Annotated in this window: 14 protein-coding genes; 6 read left to right on the forward strand and 8 right to left on the reverse strand. The window is 68.5% G+C overall.

All coding sequences use genetic code 11. From position 1 onward, the window contains the following. The 5 genes from ROY82_11375 to ROY82_11395 all read left to right on the forward strand — a co-directional run bounded on the left by ROY82_11375 (position 1) and on the right by ROY82_11395 (position 5,737). A complete protein-coding gene (locus tag ROY82_11375) occupies positions 1-1,551 on the forward strand; it encodes a cbb3-type cytochrome c oxidase subunit I (GenBank protein ID MDT3683058.1) in 1,551 nt (516 codons plus the stop codon). After that, complete coding sequence (locus tag ROY82_11380; protein ID MDT3683059.1) at positions 1,548-2,492, forward strand: cytochrome c; 945 nt, start codon at positions 1,548-1,550, stop codon at positions 2,490-2,492. Before ROY82_11375 ends, ROY82_11380 begins: the two co-directional genes overlap by 4 nt. A gap of 340 nt (positions 2,493-2,832) precedes the next feature. Next, on the forward strand, positions 2,833-3,246 hold the full coding sequence (locus tag ROY82_11385; protein ID MDT3683060.1) for a hypothetical protein: 414 nt from the start codon (positions 2,833-2,835) through the stop codon (positions 3,244-3,246). A 100-nt stretch (positions 3,247-3,346) separates the two neighbouring features. Further along, entirely contained in the window at positions 3,347-4,315 is a 969-nt protein-coding gene (locus tag ROY82_11390; protein ID MDT3683061.1) for a sphingomyelin phosphodiesterase, read from the forward strand. Between the two features lie 102 nt (positions 4,316-4,417). Continuing rightward, positions 4,418-5,737, forward strand: coding sequence for an acetamidase/formamidase family protein (locus ROY82_11395; protein ID MDT3683062.1), 1,320 nt, complete (start codon positions 4,418-4,420; stop codon positions 5,735-5,737). Between the two features lie 96 nt (positions 5,738-5,833). Here ROY82_11395 and ROY82_11400 read toward each other — a convergent pair whose 3' ends face one another. The 8 genes from ROY82_11400 to ROY82_11435 form a co-directional block, all read right to left on the reverse strand. Beyond that, entirely contained in the window at positions 5,834-7,303 is a 1,470-nt protein-coding gene (locus ROY82_11400; protein MDT3683063.1) for a nitronate monooxygenase, read from the reverse strand. Between the two features lie 116 nt (positions 7,304-7,419). Then, on the reverse strand, positions 7,420-8,871 hold the full coding sequence (gene xylB, locus ROY82_11405) for a xylulokinase (GenBank protein ID MDT3683064.1): 1,452 nt from the start codon (positions 8,869-8,871) through the stop codon (positions 7,420-7,422). Between the two features lie 32 nt (positions 8,872-8,903). After that, complete coding sequence (gene xylA, locus ROY82_11410; GenBank protein ID MDT3683065.1) at positions 8,904-10,064, reverse strand: xylose isomerase; 1,161 nt, start codon at positions 10,062-10,064, stop codon at positions 8,904-8,906. 2 nt (positions 10,065-10,066) lie between these two features. Next, positions 10,067-11,302 carry a Gfo/Idh/MocA family oxidoreductase gene (locus ROY82_11415; GenBank protein MDT3683066.1) on the reverse strand — a complete coding sequence of 412 codons (1,236 nt, stop codon included), beginning with the start codon at positions 11,300-11,302 and terminating at the stop codon, positions 10,067-10,069. Beyond that, complete coding sequence (locus ROY82_11420) at positions 11,295-12,308, reverse strand: sugar phosphate isomerase/epimerase (GenBank protein ID MDT3683067.1); 1,014 nt, start codon at positions 12,306-12,308, stop codon at positions 11,295-11,297. The genes ROY82_11415 and ROY82_11420 overlap by 8 nt, the downstream gene beginning before the upstream one ends. 80 nt (positions 12,309-12,388) lie before the next feature. Beyond that, positions 12,389-13,330: a substrate-binding domain-containing protein gene (locus ROY82_11425; GenBank protein MDT3683068.1), complete on the reverse strand. Its 942-nt coding sequence runs from the start codon at positions 13,328-13,330 to the stop codon at positions 12,389-12,391. A 100-nt stretch (positions 13,331-13,430) separates the two neighbouring features. Then, positions 13,431-14,438, reverse strand: coding sequence for an ABC transporter permease (locus ROY82_11430; GenBank protein MDT3683069.1), 1,008 nt, complete (start codon positions 14,436-14,438; stop codon positions 13,431-13,433). After that, on the reverse strand, positions 14,407-15,939 hold the full coding sequence (locus ROY82_11435) for a sugar ABC transporter ATP-binding protein (GenBank protein ID MDT3683070.1): 1,533 nt from the start codon (positions 15,937-15,939) through the stop codon (positions 14,407-14,409). The genes ROY82_11430 and ROY82_11435 overlap by 32 nt, the downstream gene beginning before the upstream one ends. Positions 15,940-16,198: 259 nt before the next feature. On the opposite strand from ROY82_11435, the gene ROY82_11440 reads away from it, so the two are divergent. Continuing rightward, entirely contained in the window at positions 16,199-17,419 is a 1,221-nt protein-coding gene (locus tag ROY82_11440; GenBank protein ID MDT3683071.1) for an ROK family transcriptional regulator, read from the forward strand. The last annotated feature ends 68 nt before the right edge of the window (positions 17,420-17,487 follow it).

Raw genomic sequence — 17,487 nt, forward strand, 5'->3', positions numbered from 1 at the left:
ATGACCGTCTCTAGAGAGTTCCCCGAAGCCCGGCGCATCATGAACATCTACCTGTTCACTGGCCTGACGGTGGCGGGATCGCTCATGATCGTGGGGCTCTTCATGCGCATGGCTCAGGCCGGTTGGCTGACCCTGAACCCCGCCAACTTCTACTCGCTGCTCACGCTCCACGGCGCGGGCATGGTCACGTCTTTCGTGCTTTGCGGCATGGGCGGGCTCTGGTATCTGGTGCGGCGTGAAGTGAAGATGGACGTGCGGCTCGGTTACGCGACTTACGCCCTCATCCTCGCGGGCGTGGTCCTGGTCCTGATCGCTACCGTCTTCGGGAAGTTCGCCACGGCCTGGACGTTCCTCTACCCCCTGCCCTTCGTGAACCCCACCTGGCCCTCTTGGGCGACCGGTTTCTTCCTGATAGGCCTGACGCTGATCACGGTCGGTTGGACGGTCTGGTCGTTGCAGGTGTTCGAGGCGGTTCTGCGCGCCGGAGGAGGCCTGCGCGGCGCTCTCGCCTGGGACCTCGTCTTTCACCCCAAGGCCTTCAAGGAGTCCGGGCGCCAGGCCCCGCCGGCGCAGATGCTGCCCGCGCTGGTGATCTCACTCGACGGCCTGTTCCTGGCCTCGGCCGGCATGCTCCTGGGCGTCGCGCTGCTGGTGCACTGGATCGACCCGTCGGTCGGCCTCGACCCGCTGTGGGCCAAGAACGTCACCTACTTCTTCGGCCACAGCATCGCGAACTTCATCATCTACATGCTGCTCGCGTTCGTGTACGTCGGGTTGCCCCGCTACACGAACCGGAAGTGGAAGACCTCGGCGGTCTTCGCGGTCGGCTGGTGGAGCACGATGGTGTTCCTGCTGATCGCCTACTTCCACCACCTCTACCTCGACTTCGCGCAGCCGCAGTCCCTGCAGTACGTAGGCGAGATCGCCTCGTACCTTTCCGCCATACCCGTAACGGTGGTCACGGTCTACGGGGGCCTGCTGCTGGTCTGGCGCTCCGACATGCGGTGGCGGCTCGGGTCGCTCTTCATGTACGTGGGCATGGGCGGCTGGGTGGTCGGCGGCGCGGGAGCGCTCCTTGACGCGAGCGTCCCGTTCAACGTCAGGCTCCACAACACGTTGTGGGTCCCGGCGCACTTCCACAACTACCTGCTGGGCGCCTCGCTCTACTTCGCCCTGGGGTGGATCTTCCAGAACCTGGAGGAGCGTAGCGGCAGACACACGCCGCTGGCCCTCCAATGGCTGATAGGCGTGATGGTCTTCGGCGGCACCCTGCTGTTCCTTCTTTCGTTCTACGTGGCCGGTGCCGACGGCGTGCCGCGCCGCTACTCGGTCGAACCCGACCCGGGGGCCGCCCTCGCGACCTGGGGCTCGGTCGGCGCGATAGTACTGCTCACCGGACTACTGGTGTGCTTGATCGAGGGTACGCGGCTGTGGCTCGCCGGCCGCTCCGCCGGGGTGCCCGTACCCGCCGATCCCCCGCGAGTGCCGGGAGCGGCCCCGACGGTGGCGCCGACTGTGGCGCAGGCCGAGCTCAGGCGGAGGCAAGCATGACCCGGCCGTCTCGCACCACCACCTACACCCTCGTGGCGCTTGGGCTAGTGGCCGTCGTGGTGGCAGAGCTGCACCTTGGCCTGCCGGACCCCGACCTCAGCATCAAGAACCACCACATCCAGCACGCGTTCTTCATTCTTGGCGGCGGCCTCTGGGGCCTCGCCCTGGCCGGCAGTTTGATGCCTGCCGGAGGGGCCGAGCCGCGCCGGAGCCGAAGCGCCTGGCTGGTGCTGGCGATTATCGCGCCCCTGGCGGCGATGTTCCTCATGTGGCCCTCCACCTACGAGTACCTCGAGGCTCATCCGTTCGTCCATGCCCTCGACCACGGGGTTTTCATCGTGCTGAGCGGGCTGACGACCTTCGCGGGGTATCAGTTCGCCAGGAGCATCGGCTGGGTCGTCGGCGCGGCCCTGACTGTCATGGCCTGGGCGGCGGCCTTCGGTTTCGGGGTGACCCCGGGGCCGAACCCCTTGCTCACGGCGAGCGCCACAACGCCGGCCGCAGCCTCGGCAACCGCCGCCTCGGCAACCGCGGCCCCGACGGCCGCCGCAGTGGACGGAGCTACCGTCTACCAGAACTGCGCCGCGTGTCACCAGCCACAGGGAACCGGCCTTCCCGGCGCCTTCCCGCCGCTGGCCGGCCACGTCCCACAACTCCTCGCCGCGCAGGGCGGGCGAGATTATGTTGTGCACGTCTTGCTCTACGGGTTGCAGGGGCCGATCACCGTCGACGGCAAGACCTACAACGGCACCATGCCTTCGTGGGCTCACCTGAGCGACGCCGAATTGGCCGCCGTCATCGACTACGTGAGCACCTCGTGGGGAGACGCGTTCCCAAGCGGGCAGCAGCCATACACCGCCGACGACTTCCAGGAAGCGCGCGCCACAGAGCTCACGCCTCAAGAAGTTCACGGCCTGAGGGAGGCCTTGAAGCTGCCGTGATCAGGCACCAGACGAAGCGGTGACGGGATAGGTAGCCGGCCGCGCAAGTAGCCGGGCGAGATACGTGGCGACCCGCCGACCCCACGTGGCGGGCCGTTGCATCAAGCGTCACCGCGCACCGCCAGACCGAGGTTCAGGCTTGTGGTGCCGCAGCGGCCACCTAGAAACTAGGAGGATCTGCTGGGCCGGGCCATCGGGAAGCACCGGGAGGCTGCTGGCCGCGACCGACGGCGCGACCAGCTCGGGAGGTCTTGGATCATGAAGGCTAACCCTTTGATGCCGGCTACCCAAAAAAGTCGTTACGACGCGAGTTCGCCGCCCGCGGCTGAGGGCGCTGCCGATGGCGCTCGCCGCCCTGCTGCTCCCGGTCGTCCTCCTCGCGGGGTGCGCCACCGCGGCTCCCAAGGGGCCACCGAAGGGGCCTCCGTCGGGGCCCCCGACCGTCGACGTGACCGGCACCTGGACCGGGACCTGGGACAGCACCACCGACGGTGACGGCGGCGTGGTTGCCGACCTGCAACAGTCGGGCAGTAGCCTTGGCGGAACGGTGACCATTACCGGCTCGGTCTGCATCCACTCCGGCACCGTGACGGGCACCATCAGCGGCTCGCAGGTCACGTTCGGGGTAGTCAACGCCGGCGATACCGTCCAGTACAGCGCTTCCAACGTCACCGCCAACCAGATGACCGGCACCTACGAGGTCACCACCGGCCTCTGCAAAGGGGACGAGGGAACCTTCGATATCAGCAAGTGAGCTGCGGCTCGCGCCATGTAGGTCTGGCCCGCTGAGGGTGTGATCGCGCTCCTGCCGGGACCAGCACTCGAGCGCCTCCAGCAACGCCGTAGTATTGGATATGGCGTTGCCGGAGGCGTTTCCGGGCGTGCGGGGTTGCCGCAAGGCCGTGGCCACGGCGCTGATGCTTGGCCTTCTTACGGGTTGCAGTCCGGCCGCGTCGTCGTGGACGTCGGCCGGCGCAACGCAGTCCGGGCAGTTCGACAGCGGCGCCGCGGAGGCGGTAGCGCGCGACCACGTCCTCGACGTGCTGACCTTCAACGCTGCCCTGCTTCCCGCGGTCGTGGCGCCTACACGCCAAGCAGAACGTGTGGCGGTCATGGCACCCCACCTGCTCGGTTATGACGTGCTGGTTCTACAGGAACTCTTCGTGAACGGTTGGCGCGAGTCCCTGCTCACCCAGCTTGCCGCCTGGTACCCGTACAGGTCGGACGTGGTCGGCAAGGCCGGCGCCGGCGGTAACCCGTTCCGGCAAGACGGCGGCATCATCATCCTGAGCCGGTGGCCTATCAGCCGGCAGGCGTCCTTGACGTTCGGTGGCGCGTGCAGCGGCACCGACTGCTTGGCCGACAAGGGGGTGGCTTATGCCGAAGTGAACAAGGGGAGGTTCCGCTACCACGTCTTCGCCACCCACGCGCAGTCGGAGTACGGTTTCGGAGTGGTAGGGGTACGCCACCGGCAATTCGAGATGTGGCGCGCTTTCATGGTGGACCAGAAGATCTCGCCTGGCGACCCGGTGGTGCTCGCGGGAGACTTCAACGTCGACGCCTACACTCGGGAACTCGCTTCGGTGCTGCGCACCCTGAACGCAGTGCGCCCCGTGACGCGGGGCCCACACCGGTTTACCTGGGACCCGGAGAACAACGGGCTGGCGACCGGCCCGAGCCAGTGGCTCGACTACGTCCTCTACGCCGCAGATCACGCCATTCCCGAGGCGGCGTGGAATCGGGTGGTCCCTCTGCGCGCGGGGAGCCTCGACCTGTCGGACCACTACGCCGTGTGGGGTCGCATGGTGATGGCAAGTCCGTAACGCCGGCCACGTGGCCTGCGCGCTACCGCCCGGCCGACGCACGCCGCCTATGATTCGATCAACCACCCGCCCACCCCAAGTCCGACGCTCGGAGGTAACGGAATGACGCTGACGGCAGAACGCACCCGCGCGAAACGGATCGTCATGGTCCAGAGCTTCACCGATGGCCAGCTCGACCCGGCCGTGCCCATGCTAGGCCCCGTCGCCGATGGCGGCACCATCATCGCGAGCACCGCACCCGGTTGCTGGGGCCCCATGATCACCCCGGAGTTGCTCGGCGGTCACGAGGTGACCAAGCCCGTCTTCGTGGAGGGGGCCGAAGTGGGCGACGCCGTCGCGATCCGCGTCCAGGGCATCACCATCACCTCACTGGCCACCGCCTCCGGCCACGACACCTCACCCGAAGGGCACTTCCTCGGCGACCCGTACGTCGCGGCGCGCTGCCCCGTCTGCGACGTCGTGAACCCCGCCACGCGCGTGGAGGGCATCGGCCCCAAGGCGGTCGTGTGCGCCACGTGCGGCAACCCCGTCACCCCGTTCCAGTTCGTCCACGGCTACACGGCGGTCTTCGATGACGAGCGGCAACTCGGCGTCACCGTCCCTGCGCAGGTGGCGCGCCGCTTCGCCGAAAGCCCCGAGGAGTACGCGGCGCTGCCGGATGCCTCCATCCAACACCCAATCCTCGTCTACGCCCCGTCCGACATGCCCGGCGTCATGCTGCGCGCCCGCCCCTTCCTGGGTCAACTGGGCAGCACGCCGTCGATCCGGATGCCCGACTCGCACAATGCCGGCGACTTCGGTTCCGCCCTGATCGGCGCCCCACACGGCTCCGCCATCACCGCCGACGAGCTAGAGGAGCACCGCACCGACGGCCACATGGACGTCAACTCGGTCCGCGCCGGTGCCATCGTGGTCGTGCCCGTCAAGGTCGCGGGCGCGGGGGTCTACATGGGCGACATGCACTTCAACCAGGGCAACGGCGAGATTGCCGGCCACACCCTCGACGTGGCCGGGGTGGTGACGCTGCAGGTAGAGGTGGTCAAGGGTCGCGCGCTGGAGGGCCCCGTGATCTTCCCGCTCATAGACGACCTGCCGCCCTCCGCCAAGCCGTTCACCGCCGAGGAGCGCGCCCGCGCCCAGCGTCTCGCCGACGCGTACGGCGTGGGCGAGCTGGAAGACTCGGCGCCGATCTCGGTCATCGGCAGCGGACCCAACCTGAACGTGGCCACCGACAACGGCTTGGCGCGCGCAGCGCGGCTGCTGGGGATGAGCGAGGCCGAGGTGCGCAACCGCGCCACGGTCACCGGCGCCATAGAGATCGGTCGCAATCCGGGAGTGGTCCGCGTCACGTTCCTGGCACCCTTGTGGAGGCTCGACGAGGCGGGCCTTGGAGGCTTTGCGCGAGAGCAGTACGGGTTGTAAGCCGGCCGCGAGGGCCACGTCACGACCAGCGCGCTACCGGGGGAGGCCCCGGTGGCGCGCTGGTTCATGCTCGGCGGTCCGCTGGAGCGGCCGACGCTAGACAGCTATGAGACTGTTGGTGCGCTTGCTTGCCGCACGTTCGAGCAGGTAACCGAGCACGTCGGCGGCCCCGTACGACATGTCTTCGGCCATCAAGGGCAAGATGGCCTTCAGGTCGTCACCGCTCGTGACCAACGGCAGTTCCTCCGTCTCGCGCTTGCGGGCCTGAGCCAGGCCGACGTCGGCCATGAGGGCGTTGCAGAGGCACTTGCGGCCCACCGTGTCGGCCGCATCGCCGCCCTTCCTGACGTAATCGGCGACGGGTTCGGCGGGGCAGCGGTGGCCGATCCCACCGTCGTCGGTGCGGTAGGCCTCCCGGAGGTAGCCTAGGTCGCAGACGCGCCGGCGCGCGCCATACTCCTCCTCCTGGGAGAGAGTGCCCGGAATCTCGACCACTTTGAACGGGAAGCCCGTGGGAGAAGCGCGCGCGTCGGTCTTGACGTGCGCCTTGCCGGCAGCGATGAGTTCGAGCACAGAGCGCTTGATTCCTTGGGCGATGCCGGACTCGCGGCAGTAGGCAAACAGCGTGCCCACCTGCACTCCCGCGGCGCCGTGCGCTTGTGCTTTCTCCAGCCCCTCGGGCGAGCCGAAGCCGCCAGCGAGCCAGAACGGCAGGCCCAGATCGCGCATCTTCTCCAGGTCGGCCACGTCGCGGTCACCGTAGACGGGCTGACCTTCGTCATCGAATACGTTCTTGACCCGCGGCGGCGCGTTGTGGCCGCCGGCGGTCGGACCTTCCACGACGAAGCCTTCTATGGAACCGGTCGCCTTCTTCTGCAGCATGCTCGCGAGCGAGTGCGAGGAGACGATCGGTAGGAACGCGGGTCGCTTGAGGTTGCTATGGCCCTCGGCGCCGTAGTCGCGCGGGTCGAAGACCAGCAGTTCGCCGTCGCGGCGGAACTCCGGCAGGTCCGGCGACTCGGTAACTTCCAACCTCACCGCGGCCGGCTCGTGAAGCGACAGGCGGTCGAGTGCCTCCGGGATCTCGCGGGGGATGCCCGCACCCATAAGCACGTAGTCGACGCCCGCCAACATGGAGCCGTACAGCGATGGCAGGTTGGGCAATTGGATCTTGGTGAGTAGGTTGACACCTACCTTGCCGCTATGGCCCTCCTTGGCGAGGAAGACCTCGACGAAGGACGCGAGCATCCCCAGGCCGTTCTGCTCGTGGTTGTCTCCGCCCGCGCTGAACATGGGAGCACGCCGGTACGGCTTACCGGGCTTGCGTCCTTCCGGGAGGAAGTACCGTTCGAGGGCCGCCTTCGCGATATCCGGGAGCGGGAACGCCGCTAGTGCCCGGCGGACCAGACCTCCGGCGTCGCCGTCCTGCAAACGCCTCACCATGACGGTGTCGATGCCGGTCGCCGAGACGACGCCGAGTTGCCCGAAAGACGAGACTGCCCGCGCAAGCCTCCAATTGGAGACCGCTACCCCCATGCCGCCCTGGATTACTTCAGCTAGTTTCAAGATGGGCCATCATAAGCACGAACTGGGCCGATAGGAGTGATTAGGGCGACTGATGGGCCCCGGTCCGTTCCGTCGGAACCGCACACTGCCGGCGCCGGCCGCTCGGTCGCGGCCCCCTAAAGCATGTCGGGCGCGCGTTCGCGGTAGCGCTCGTACGCCTCTACGAGGGCCGGGACTTGCCGCGGCTCGAGGGTGTCGGCAACGCTGATGCGCGGCCGCACGTCCGCCCCCAGCCCCCGCCACCCCAAGAGCGCCGCCCCGTAGGCCGCACCGTTCTCCTCGGCCAGTCGTGTCACGGGGAGGTGGAGGGCGTCGGCCAGCAGTTGCACCCAGAGGCGGGAGCGGCTGCCGCCGCCCGTGGCCACCAGCTCCTTCAGGTCGCTCAGCGGGCGCATGATCTCGAAGGCATGAGCGAGGCTGAACGCCACCCCCTCCAACACGGCTCGCACCAGGTCGGCGGACGATGTCGCCAGGCTCAGGCCACGCCAAGCGCCCCGCAGGTCGGGGTCGAGGTACGGGGAGCGTTCGCCGGCGAGGTAGGGGTGGAAGGTAACGCCTCCCGCTCCGGTGGGGCTGGTGGCGGCGAGTTCCGCGAGCGAGGCGGCATCCAACGTTGGGAAGAGGGTCTCCTGCACCCAGCGCAGGCTTCCGGCCGCCGAGAGCGTGACGCCCATCAGCAGGAAGCCGCCATCGGCATGGGCGAACAGGTGTGCCCTGCCACCGGGCGCCGGCGTCGGCCGCTCGAGCGGCGCCTGCAGCACGCCGGAGGTGCCGAGCGACACGCTGCCGCGGCCCAGGTCATGCCGCGAGATGCCCAGGCCCGTCGCCGCGGCGGCGTTGTCGCCCGCGCCGGCCACCACCGGCGTGCCGGCAGGAACGCCCGTCGCACGGGCCGCGGCACCGCTCACGCGCCCGACGACGGTGTCTGACGCGATCAACGGCGGGTACAGACCGGCGTCCAAGCCCAGCGCCGAGAGGATCCCCTCGTCCCAGCGGCCGGACCGCAGGTCGAAGGCGTTCGAGCCAGAAGCGTCGGTCGGCTCCGCCTTGCGCTCTCCCGTCAGTCGGAACGTGAGGTAGTCCTTCGGGAACAACACCGTGCGCGTGCGCGCGAACGCCGCCGGTTCGTGGCGCCTCAGCCACACTAGCTTGGCGAGCTGGAAGCCGGTGATCGCGGGGTTGCCGCCACGCTCGACGAGTGTGCTACGCGGCACCGCCAGTTCTATCTCGGCGACGGCGTCGTCGGTGCGCTGGTCGTTCCACAAGATGGGGTTGCGCACCACCGCGCCATCCGCGTCGAGCGGAACCAGCCCGTGCATCTGCCCGGTCAGCGCTATGGCCTCAGGCGGCCGGGGCGACCGCCTCGCGACCTCGGTCAGCACCGCTGCCGCCGCCGCCCACCATGCGTCGGCCGACTGCTCCGTCCAGCCCGGTCGGGGGACGAGTAACGGGTAACCGGACCCATGTTCCGCCAGCACCTCGCCGCGGCCGTTCACCGCCGTCGCCTTGGCGCCGCTGGTGCCGATGTCGAGGCCTATGACGGTGCGGTCGTCCGCGGCTGCATGCATCGAGAACCTCCTGGTGGCGGCCTGGTGGCGGCCTAGTCGCGCGCGCCGGTCAGGTGATCGAAGACGACCTGGTCGATGCGCTCGAGCTGCGGGCCGCGCCGGCGCATCTGATGAAGGTCGAACTCGCGCTCCTTCAAGGCGGTGGCCGCGGTGCGCTCGTAGGGCGCGAGCTTCGGCAGGGCCGCGTCCTCGACGCGGTAGCCGGCAAGCAGGGACTGGAACTCCTCGTCCTCTCGCAGCGCCTCCGCCTTGTGTTTCAAGATCAGATAACTGCGCATGCAGCCGCGCGCGAACTCCCACACCCCCTCCTCGTCCTCGGTGCGCAGCGCGTGCGCGTCGAAGTGCCGTGGTCCGTCGTAGTGCTCCTCCAGCAGCATGACCGTGAACAGCGCCGTCTTGAGGCTCTCGGCGCCGAAGCGGAGGTCCTGGTCGAAGCGGCCCATCTTCTGGTCGTTCAGGTCCACGTGGAAAAGCTTGCCGGCGTCGATGGCCTGGGCCAGGGCGTGGGGGAAGTTGAGGCCCGCCATGGTCTCGTGAGCGAACTCGGGGTTCACGCCCACCATCTCCGGCTTCGCCAGCGTGGCGATGAAACCGAGGGCGGCACCGACGCTGGGCAAGAAGGCGTCGCCCCGCGGCTCGTTCGGCTTGGGCTCGAGGGCGAAGCGCAGTTCGTAGCCCTGGTCGACGGCGTACTCGCACAGGAAGTCGATGGCGTCGCGGTACCACGCGAGGGAGTCGAGCAGCTTACCTGCCCCGTCGACCTCGCTGCCCTCGCGACCACCCCAGAACACGTACGTCCGCGCGCCCAGTTCGACGCCCAAGTCCATCGCGCGCATCGTCTTCTGCAGCGCGTATGCGCGCACGCGCGCGTCGGCACTGGTGAACGCGCCGTCCTTGAACACCGGGTCGCTGAATAGGTTGGTGGTCGCCATGGGCACGACCATGCCATGCTCCGCCAGTGCCTGGCCGAACTCGCGCACGATACGGTCGCGCTGGTGGGCATTGCTGCCGGGTGGGACCAGGTCGTCGTCGTGGAAGTTGACGCCCCACGCTCCCAGCGCGGCCAGCTTGCCCACGCTGTACACGGGGTCCAGTGGCAGGCGGGTGGGCGCACCGAACGGGTCGCGCCCGACGTTGCCCACGGTCCAGAGTCCGAAACTGAACCGGTGCTCGGGCCTTGGTGAAAGGTCCATCGTCAACCTCCAGAGTCGAAAGCGCCGCCCGCGGGGTCGACGAAGGGCGTCCATTTCGTGGTGGACGCGGACGAAGCGACTGCCGCCTCGATGAAGGCCACGCCGCGCGCGCCGTCGAGCACCGTTGGGAAGTCGGGGGCTACCGCGCCCGCCGCGGAGCCGGCGCCGAGGCTGCCGGCCGACGCTCCGCCGCCCGGGCCCGCGCCCTGGCGCGCCGCGATGGCGGCGGCGACGTTGGTGTAGACGTTGGCGAACGCTTCGATGAACGCCTCGGGGTGCCCCGAGGGCAGCCGCGTGTTGGCCTGCGCGGCCGCGCCCAGGTAGCCGCCCCCGTTGCGGGTCAGGATGCGCGTCGGCCCCTCGAGCGTCTTGTGGATCAGCTTGTTCGGCTCTTCCTGGCGCCAGAGGAGTCCGCCGGTGGTGCCGTAGACGCGGATGCGCAGGTCGTTCTCCTCGCCCACCTCGATCTGGCTGGTGATCATCACGCCCTTGGCGCCGCCATGGAAACGCAGCAGCAGGTTGGCGTCGTCGTCTAGGCGCCGGCCGGGCACGAAGCTGGTCAGGTCGGCGCAAAGCGCGCTCAGCTCGAGCCCCGTGACGGTGGCAACCAGGTTCTCGGCGTGGCTGCCGATGTCGCCGATGGCCCCGCCGATCCCGGATCGCGCCGGGTCGGCGCGCCAGACCGCCTGTTTGGCGCCGGTGTCCTCGAGCTTGGTGGCGAGCCAGCCCTGGTTGTACTCGACGATCACCTTGCGGATCTCGCCGATCGCGCCCTCTTCAACCAGGCGGCGCGCCTCCTTCACCAGCGGGTAGCCGGTGTAGTTGTAGGTGACGGCGAAGACGGTGCCGGCGGCCTCCACCGCCCGCACCAGGTCGGCGGCCTGTTCGGAGTCGAGCACCATCGGCTTGTCGCACAAGACGTGGAAGCCGGCCTCCGTGAAGGCCTTCGCCACGGGATAGTGCAGGTGGTTGGGCGTCACGACGGAGACGGCGTCGATGCGCTCACCCACGGGCAGGGCCAGTTCGCGTTCGAGCATCTCCTCCCACGTCGGGTACGGGCGCGCCAGGCCGATCGCGCGGCCGCTCTCCAGCGCCCGTTCCGGCGTGCTCGAGAGCGCACCGGCCGTGATCTCCCAGGCGCCGTCGAGGCGGGCCGCCATGCGGTGCACCGCGCCTATGAAGGCGCCCGAGCCGCCGCCGACCATGCCGAGCTTCAGCGGTCTTCTGGGCTCACGCATCGCCGTCCTCCCGTCCGAACGCCGCGTCGAACGCGCCGGCGGGCGGCTCGAAGTCGAGCGCACGGACGAACGCGGCGCTCTCGGTGGCGCCGTGCACGCGGTCCATGCGGCTGTCTTCCCACTCGACCGACAGCGGCCCGGCGTAGCCGATGTCGTTGAGGGCAACGATGATCTCCTCGAAGTCGACGTCGCCGCGCCCCACGCTGCGGAAGTCCCAGTAGCGGCCGGGGTCGCCGAACGACGTGTGGCCGCCGAAGACGCCGGCGGTGCCGTCGCCACGCCCCCACCAGACGTCCTTGACGTGAGCGTGAAAGATGCGCGCGGAGAAGCGCCGGATGAACCCGACGTAGTCGACCCCCTGGTAGGCGAGGTGTGACGGATCGTAGTTGAAGCCGAAGCGGGCATGTCCGCCCACGGCTTTCAGGGCGCGCTCGGCACTGGCGATGTCGAACGCTATCTCGGTGGGGTGCACCTCGAGCGCGAAGTTCACGTCGGCCTCGTCGAAGGCCCCGAGGATGGGGAGGAACCGGCGTCCGAAATCCTCGAAGCCGCGCTCCCAGTACTCCTGGCTCGTGGGCGGGAACGCGTACAGCGAATGCCAGATCGAGCTGCCGGTGAAGCCGGTGACCACACCGACGCCCAGCGCCTTCGCAGCGCGGGCGGTGTCCGCCAGCTCCTGGGCCGCCCGTTGGCGTACCCCCTCGGGCTCCCCGTCACCCCAGACGTGTTCTGGAACCACGGCCTTGTGGCGTTCGTCGATCGGGTCGCATACGGCCTGGCCCACCAGGTGGTTGCCGATGGCGTATAGCGCGAGGCCGTGGTCGGCCAGCAGCTGACGGCGCTCATGAGCGTAGTCGGGTTCCGTGACGGCGCGGCGGACGTCGAGGTGATCGCCCCAGCAGGCGAGCTCGAGGCCGTCGTAGCCCATCTCCTTCGCCAGGGGGGCGAGCTCGGCTAGGGGCATGTCGGCCCATTGACCGGTGAAAAGGGTGACCGGTCTTGCCATTTGTTGCTCCTTCCTTTTGCTTGTGCGGTGCGGCCTGGGGCGGCCAACGTGCCGCCCCCTTGCCGCTTCGGTTCAGGCGCTCAGAACGGCGAGTCGGGGAAGTAGTAGCGCGCCGCGTTCTCGGGCGTGATGAGGGTGGCGTCGAGGATGTAGTTGCCCAGCATGGGGGCGTCGGACATGAAGTGCAGGGCCGTGACTTCCATCGCGGTGTAGATCATGGCCGGCGGGTAGAGGACGTCGACGGGTACTAGCCTGTCGCCGTCGAGCACGCGCTTGATCATCTCCTTCATGCCGGCGCCGCCGACTACGAACATCTCGTTCTCGCGGCCGGCCTGGCGCAGCGCCTCGATGACGCCGACTGTGATGTCGTCGTCTTGGGCCCAGACTGCGTCGATCTTGGGGAAGCGGGCCAGGAAGTCCTGCATTACTTCGAAGCCGTCGTCGCGGTTCCAGTTGGCGTAAGCGTTGTCGAGGACCTTGATGTCGGTCTTGTCGAGTACTTCCATGCAGGCGTTGAACCGCTGGTCGTCGATGACCGTCGGGATGCCACGCAGGATGACGATCTGGCCCTTACCGCCCAAGCGTTCGGCGATGTACTCGCAGCTCACGCGGCCCATCCCGGGGTTGTCGCCGGCGACGTAGATGTCGTCGATTCCGGGTTCGATCAGGCCGCGGTCGACCACGGTGATGAACACGCCCTGAGCCTTGACCTGGGCAACGGGCGCCGTGAGCGGGTCGGACTCGAACGGCAGGATGATGAGGGCGTCGATCTTGTTGACCGCCACCAGGTCCTCCAGGTCGTTGGCCTGCTTCTCGGAGCTGCCGGCGGTGGTGATGATGAAGTCGAGGTTAGGGAAGCGGGCCTCGAGGATCTTCTCGCCCTGGGCGGCCCAGTAGTTGATGCCACCGGTCCAGCCGTGAGTAGCGGACGGGATAGAGACCCCGATGACGTACTTGTCTTGGGCGAAGCCGATGCCGACTAGGGCGGCGAGGGCGACGAGCAGTGCGATTCTGCGGAACATTCGGTCCTCCTACTGTTGGGGTGCGTGACGAACTGTCGGCACGCGGTTGGTGGAACGCGCGTATCTGGGCGCCCGAGGGGGCCGCGGAACCTCCCTTCTTTCAACCACGGCGGCCACGCTGGAGCAGCACGGCGCCGATGATGATGAGGCCTTGGACTGCCTGGTTGAGGTACTGACTGATGACGTCGGTGAGGTTGAGTACGTTGCCGATGGTCGTGAGGAGCAGCGCGCCGACGATCGTGCCCCACACGTGGCCCGACCCGCCCTTGAGGGCGGTGCCACCGATGATCACGGCGGCGATGGCCTCGAGTTCCCACAGCAAGCCGGTGGACCCGGAAGCCGAGCCGAGCCTCGGAACGTAGATGACGACGGCGATGGCCACGCACACGCCCGCGATCACGTAGGTGAGGGTCTTGACGCGGTTGACGCGGATGGCCGAGTAGCGGGCGACGTCGGGGTTGGAGCCGATGGCCTGAACGTAGCGACCGAAGCGGGTGCGGTGGAGCAGGACGCTGCCGGCGATGGCCACCAGCGCGAAGATGATTACGGGCCACGGGACGCCGAGCACGTTGCCGTAGAACGCCGGCCGGTACGTGCCGCGCAGGCCCAGCTCCAACGAGATCGTGCCGCCGTTGGCCAGGTAGGTCACGAGCGCGCGGTAGATGCCGAGCGTGCCCAGAGTGACGATGAACGGCTCTATCCGCCCCTTGGTGATGGTGAACCCGTTGAGGAAGCCCGCCACCAGCCCCAGGGCCAGTGCCAGGGCGACGCCAAGCAGGATGACCGTGACGTTGGAGCTTATGGAATCGTTCAGGCGGTTCATCGCGAGGATCATGGCGCCGGCGATGAACGCCGCCATGGAGCCGACCGACAGGTCGATGCCGCCGGCGATGATCACGAACGTCGCGCCCACGGCGATGATGCCGATGAACGACGAGCGCGTGAGCACGTTGAGCAGGTTGTTGGACGATAGGAACACCGGGTTGATCAGAGCGCCCAGCACGAACAACGCGGCCAGGCCGAGCAGTGGCGTGAACGTCTGCCAGTCGATGCGCCGTAGGAGGCGCACCGCGGCGTTAGGCGACCGCGTCGTGGCGGGGGTGTCCATACCCGCTCCCTTCGTCCTTGAGCCCGGTGGCGAACTGCACGATCTCCTCCTCCGTGATCCGCGTCTCGCTCAAGACGCCCGTGATGCGGCCGGAGCGCATCACGACGACGCGGTGCGCCAGCCCGATCACCTCGCTCATCTCCGACGAGATCACCACGACGGCCTTACCCAAGCGCGCGAGTTCGGCGATGTAGAAGTAGATCTCGCGCTTGGTGCCTACGTCGATGCCACGGGTGGGCTCGTCGAGGATCACGATGTCGGGTTGGGTGAGCATGATCTTGGCGAGCACCAGCTTCTGCTGGTTCCCACCGGAGAGGGTCCCGGCGAGCACGTCGAGGTGCGCGGCGCGGATGTCGAACTCGCGCTGCGCCTGCTCCAGGGCACCGCGCTCTGCCCTCTCGTCCAAGAACGGGCGGGCGAAGCGCTCGAGTGCCTGCAACGTCAGGTTGGGCCTTAGGCGCATGTCGCTCATCAAGCCCTTGCCCTTGCGATCTTCGGTGAGGTAGGCGATGCCCGCGCGCTTCGCGGCCTCCGGGTTGTGCAGGTGGACGGCCTCGCCCCGAACGCGCACGCTCCCTTGGCCAGGTCGCAGTCCCAGGAGTCCCTCGAACAACTCGGTGCGCCCGGCCCCGACCAGGCCGGAGAACGCCAGCACCTCGCCCGCGTGAAGGTCGAAGGACGCCGACGTCACCGCGCCGGGAACATGGAAGTCGCGAACCTCGAGCATTACTGGGGCGTCGAGGCGGACCTGCTTCTCGGGGTACATGTCGGCAAGGTCGCGCCCGACCATCAGGCGCGCCATGTCGTGCTCGGAAGTGTCGCCGATGGCCTTGGTCGCGATGTGGTTGCCGTCGCGCAGGATGGTCACGCGATCGGCGATCGCCATGACCTCGTCGAGCTTGTGGGACACGTAAACCACCGCGACCCCCTCGGCCGCTAGGCGGCGGATGAGGCCGAACAGCACCTCGGTCTCGGCCCCCGTGAGCACGTCGGTCGGTTCGTCCATGAAGAGCACGCGCACCTCGCGTGAAACGGCCTTGGCGATCTCGACCATCTGCTTATCCGACACGGAAAGATCGTCCACGCGGGTTCTGGGGTCGACGGTCGTCTCCAGTTGTGTCAGGAGCTCCGCGGTGCGAGCGCGCATGGCGGCCTTGTCCAGGAACGGGCCGCGCGTGAGTTCGCGTCCGAGGAAGACGTTCTCCTCGACGGTCAGGTCGCCTGCGAGGTTGAACTCCTGGTGGATCAGTACCAGCCCGAGGGCTTCGGCCTCTCCGCTGCCGCGGAAGCGCACCTCCTGGCCCTGTAACCGGATGTCGCCGGAAGTCGGTTGAAGGTAGCCGCTGAGGCACTTCATGAGCGTCGACTTGCCGGCGCCGTTCTCGCCCACCAGGGCGTGGACCTCACCGGGCTGGAAGTCGATGTCGACCCCGTGCAGTACCTCCACCGGACCGAACGCATGGCTCAGGGCGGTGGCGGTGAGTAGCGGGGAGTCCGGCATCTTCCAGGGCCTCTCTGTCGGCGGGCGACGCAGCGCGCGGCTTCTCGGTGTCGAGTTCTTGAGCGTCGAACCCCTTGACGGGGCGCCGGCACGGCCGGCGGGGAGGTGGAGTGGCGGTGGTCAACGAAATAAGTTGACACTCGAACTAATTGTAACTATAGTCCGGGTGTAGGGCTCCGTCAAGCCGGTTACGGCCTTCAGCGCTTGGGCTCAGGCCGCCTCGCCGAAGTGGTGACGGGCCCACGAAGAAGGAGTCGCCGTGCAGCCCAAAGACGCGGGTTCGCGAAAGCGGGTGTCGGCCAATCCCGCCCTCATCAGGCAGCTCAACGTCGCACGGGTGTTCCACGCGCTGCGACTGCACCCGGGGGCCTCGCAACGTGAGCTATCGGGTATCACCTCGCTCGATCGGGCGACGGTGTCGGCGGTCGTGGCGCAACTCGAGGGCGAAGGGTTGGTGGTCAGGGGGTCGCGCCGCACCGCGGGTCGCGTCGGCAGGCCGGAGGTGGCCCTGAGCGTGGCCGAGGACGCCGGCGTGTTGCTGGGCGCCCGGCTCGAGCCGGGCAGCATACGGCTGATCGCCACCAGCCTCGTTGGCCGCAAGCGCGCCACCCTGCAGTTGCCGTCCAGCACGGACCCGGAGCGCGCCGCCAACCTGTTGGTGGAAGGCGCCGCGCGGCTACTTGCCGAGGCCGGAGTCGATGAAAGCGCGGTACGCGGCATCGGCGTGGGGGTCCCGGCCCTCATGCAACTGGACGGCACGTTGCGCCTCGCCCCCAACTTCGGGTGGCGGGAGGTGCAGGTCAAGGGGTTCCTCGACGGCCGCTTCGCGGCCCCCGTCCAGGTAGACAACGACACCAACGCGGCCGCGCTCGCGGAGAAGCTGTTCGGCTCGTGCCAGCGTGTATCCGACTTCGTTTTCGTTGCCGGCCACTCCGGCGTCGGCGGGGCGCTGTATCTGGGCGGGAGGCTCTACCGCGGCCTCCACGGCTTCGCCGGGGAGATCGGGCACATCAAGGTGGTGCCGGGCGGGCGGCCTTGCGGCTGCGGCGCCAAGGGGTGCCTGGAGGCGTACTTGTCGGAACCGAACCTGTTGGCGCAGGCGGTAGAAGCCGGCGTTCGAGTCGACGACCTGGGTGCGTTGCGAGCGCGCGCCGACGCCGGCGAGCCGGCCGCGGCCGCCGTGCTGACGCGCGCCGGGGAGTACCTCGGCGACGTCTTGGCGGGCGTCGTGAACCTGCTGGACCCCGAGCGCATCGTGCTTGGCGGGAACCTGACGACGGTGGGTGAACCGCTGCTCGCAGCGGCCCGTGGTCGCCTGCAGGAGAACGCCCTCGAGGCTACGGCCTCCGGCTGCGAACTGACAGTGTCGCCGCTCGGCCTCGACGCCGTCACCATGGGTGGCGTCGCCCTGGCGCTGGAGGGCTTCCTATCGCTGCCCAGCTGGCTGGCGGCAACCGAGATACAAGACAGCTTCGGCTGAGGAGCGGGCGCGCTCCTCAACCTGCGTGCTCCTCAACCCGGCTTCGGCGCCCGTCGCACCGCCGGCGC

It is taken from the genome of Truepera sp. (assembly GCA_032027045.1).
Lineage (GTDB): Bacteria > Deinococcota > Deinococci > Deinococcales > Trueperaceae > JAAYYF01.

Excerpts from the sequence above, each read along its gene's own strand:
- ROY82_11390 (MDT3683061.1), top strand. The coding sequence starts at position 3,347 with ATGGCGTTGCCGGAGGCGTTTCCGGGCGTGCGGGGTTGCCGCAAGGCC.
- ROY82_11435 (MDT3683070.1), bottom strand. The coding sequence starts at position 15,939 with ATGCCGGACTCCCCGCTACTCACCGCCACCGCCCTGAGCCATGCGTTC.
- xylA (MDT3683065.1), bottom strand. The coding sequence starts at position 10,064 with ATGGACCTTTCACCAAGGCCCGAGCACCGGTTCAGTTTCGGACTCTGG.
- ROY82_11395 (MDT3683062.1), top strand. The coding sequence starts at position 4,418 with ATGACGCTGACGGCAGAACGCACCCGCGCGAAACGGATCGTCATGGTC.
- xylB (MDT3683064.1), bottom strand. The coding sequence starts at position 8,871 with ATGCATGCAGCCGCGGACGACCGCACCGTCATAGGCCTCGACATCGGC.
- ROY82_11385 (MDT3683060.1), top strand. The coding sequence starts at position 2,833 with ATGGCGCTCGCCGCCCTGCTGCTCCCGGTCGTCCTCCTCGCGGGGTGC.
- ROY82_11425 (MDT3683068.1), bottom strand. The coding sequence starts at position 13,330 with ATGTTCCGCAGAATCGCACTGCTCGTCGCCCTCGCCGCCCTAGTCGGC.
- ROY82_11430 (MDT3683069.1), bottom strand. The coding sequence starts at position 14,438 with ATGGACACCCCCGCCACGACGCGGTCGCCTAACGCCGCGGTGCGCCTC.
- ROY82_11375 (MDT3683058.1), top strand. The coding sequence starts at position 1 with ATGACCGTCTCTAGAGAGTTCCCCGAAGCCCGGCGCATCATGAACATC.
- ROY82_11420 (MDT3683067.1), bottom strand. The coding sequence starts at position 12,308 with ATGGCAAGACCGGTCACCCTTTTCACCGGTCAATGGGCCGACATGCCC.
- ROY82_11415 (MDT3683066.1), bottom strand. The coding sequence starts at position 11,302 with ATGCGTGAGCCCAGAAGACCGCTGAAGCTCGGCATGGTCGGCGGCGGC.
- ROY82_11380 (MDT3683059.1), top strand. The coding sequence starts at position 1,548 with ATGACCCGGCCGTCTCGCACCACCACCTACACCCTCGTGGCGCTTGGG.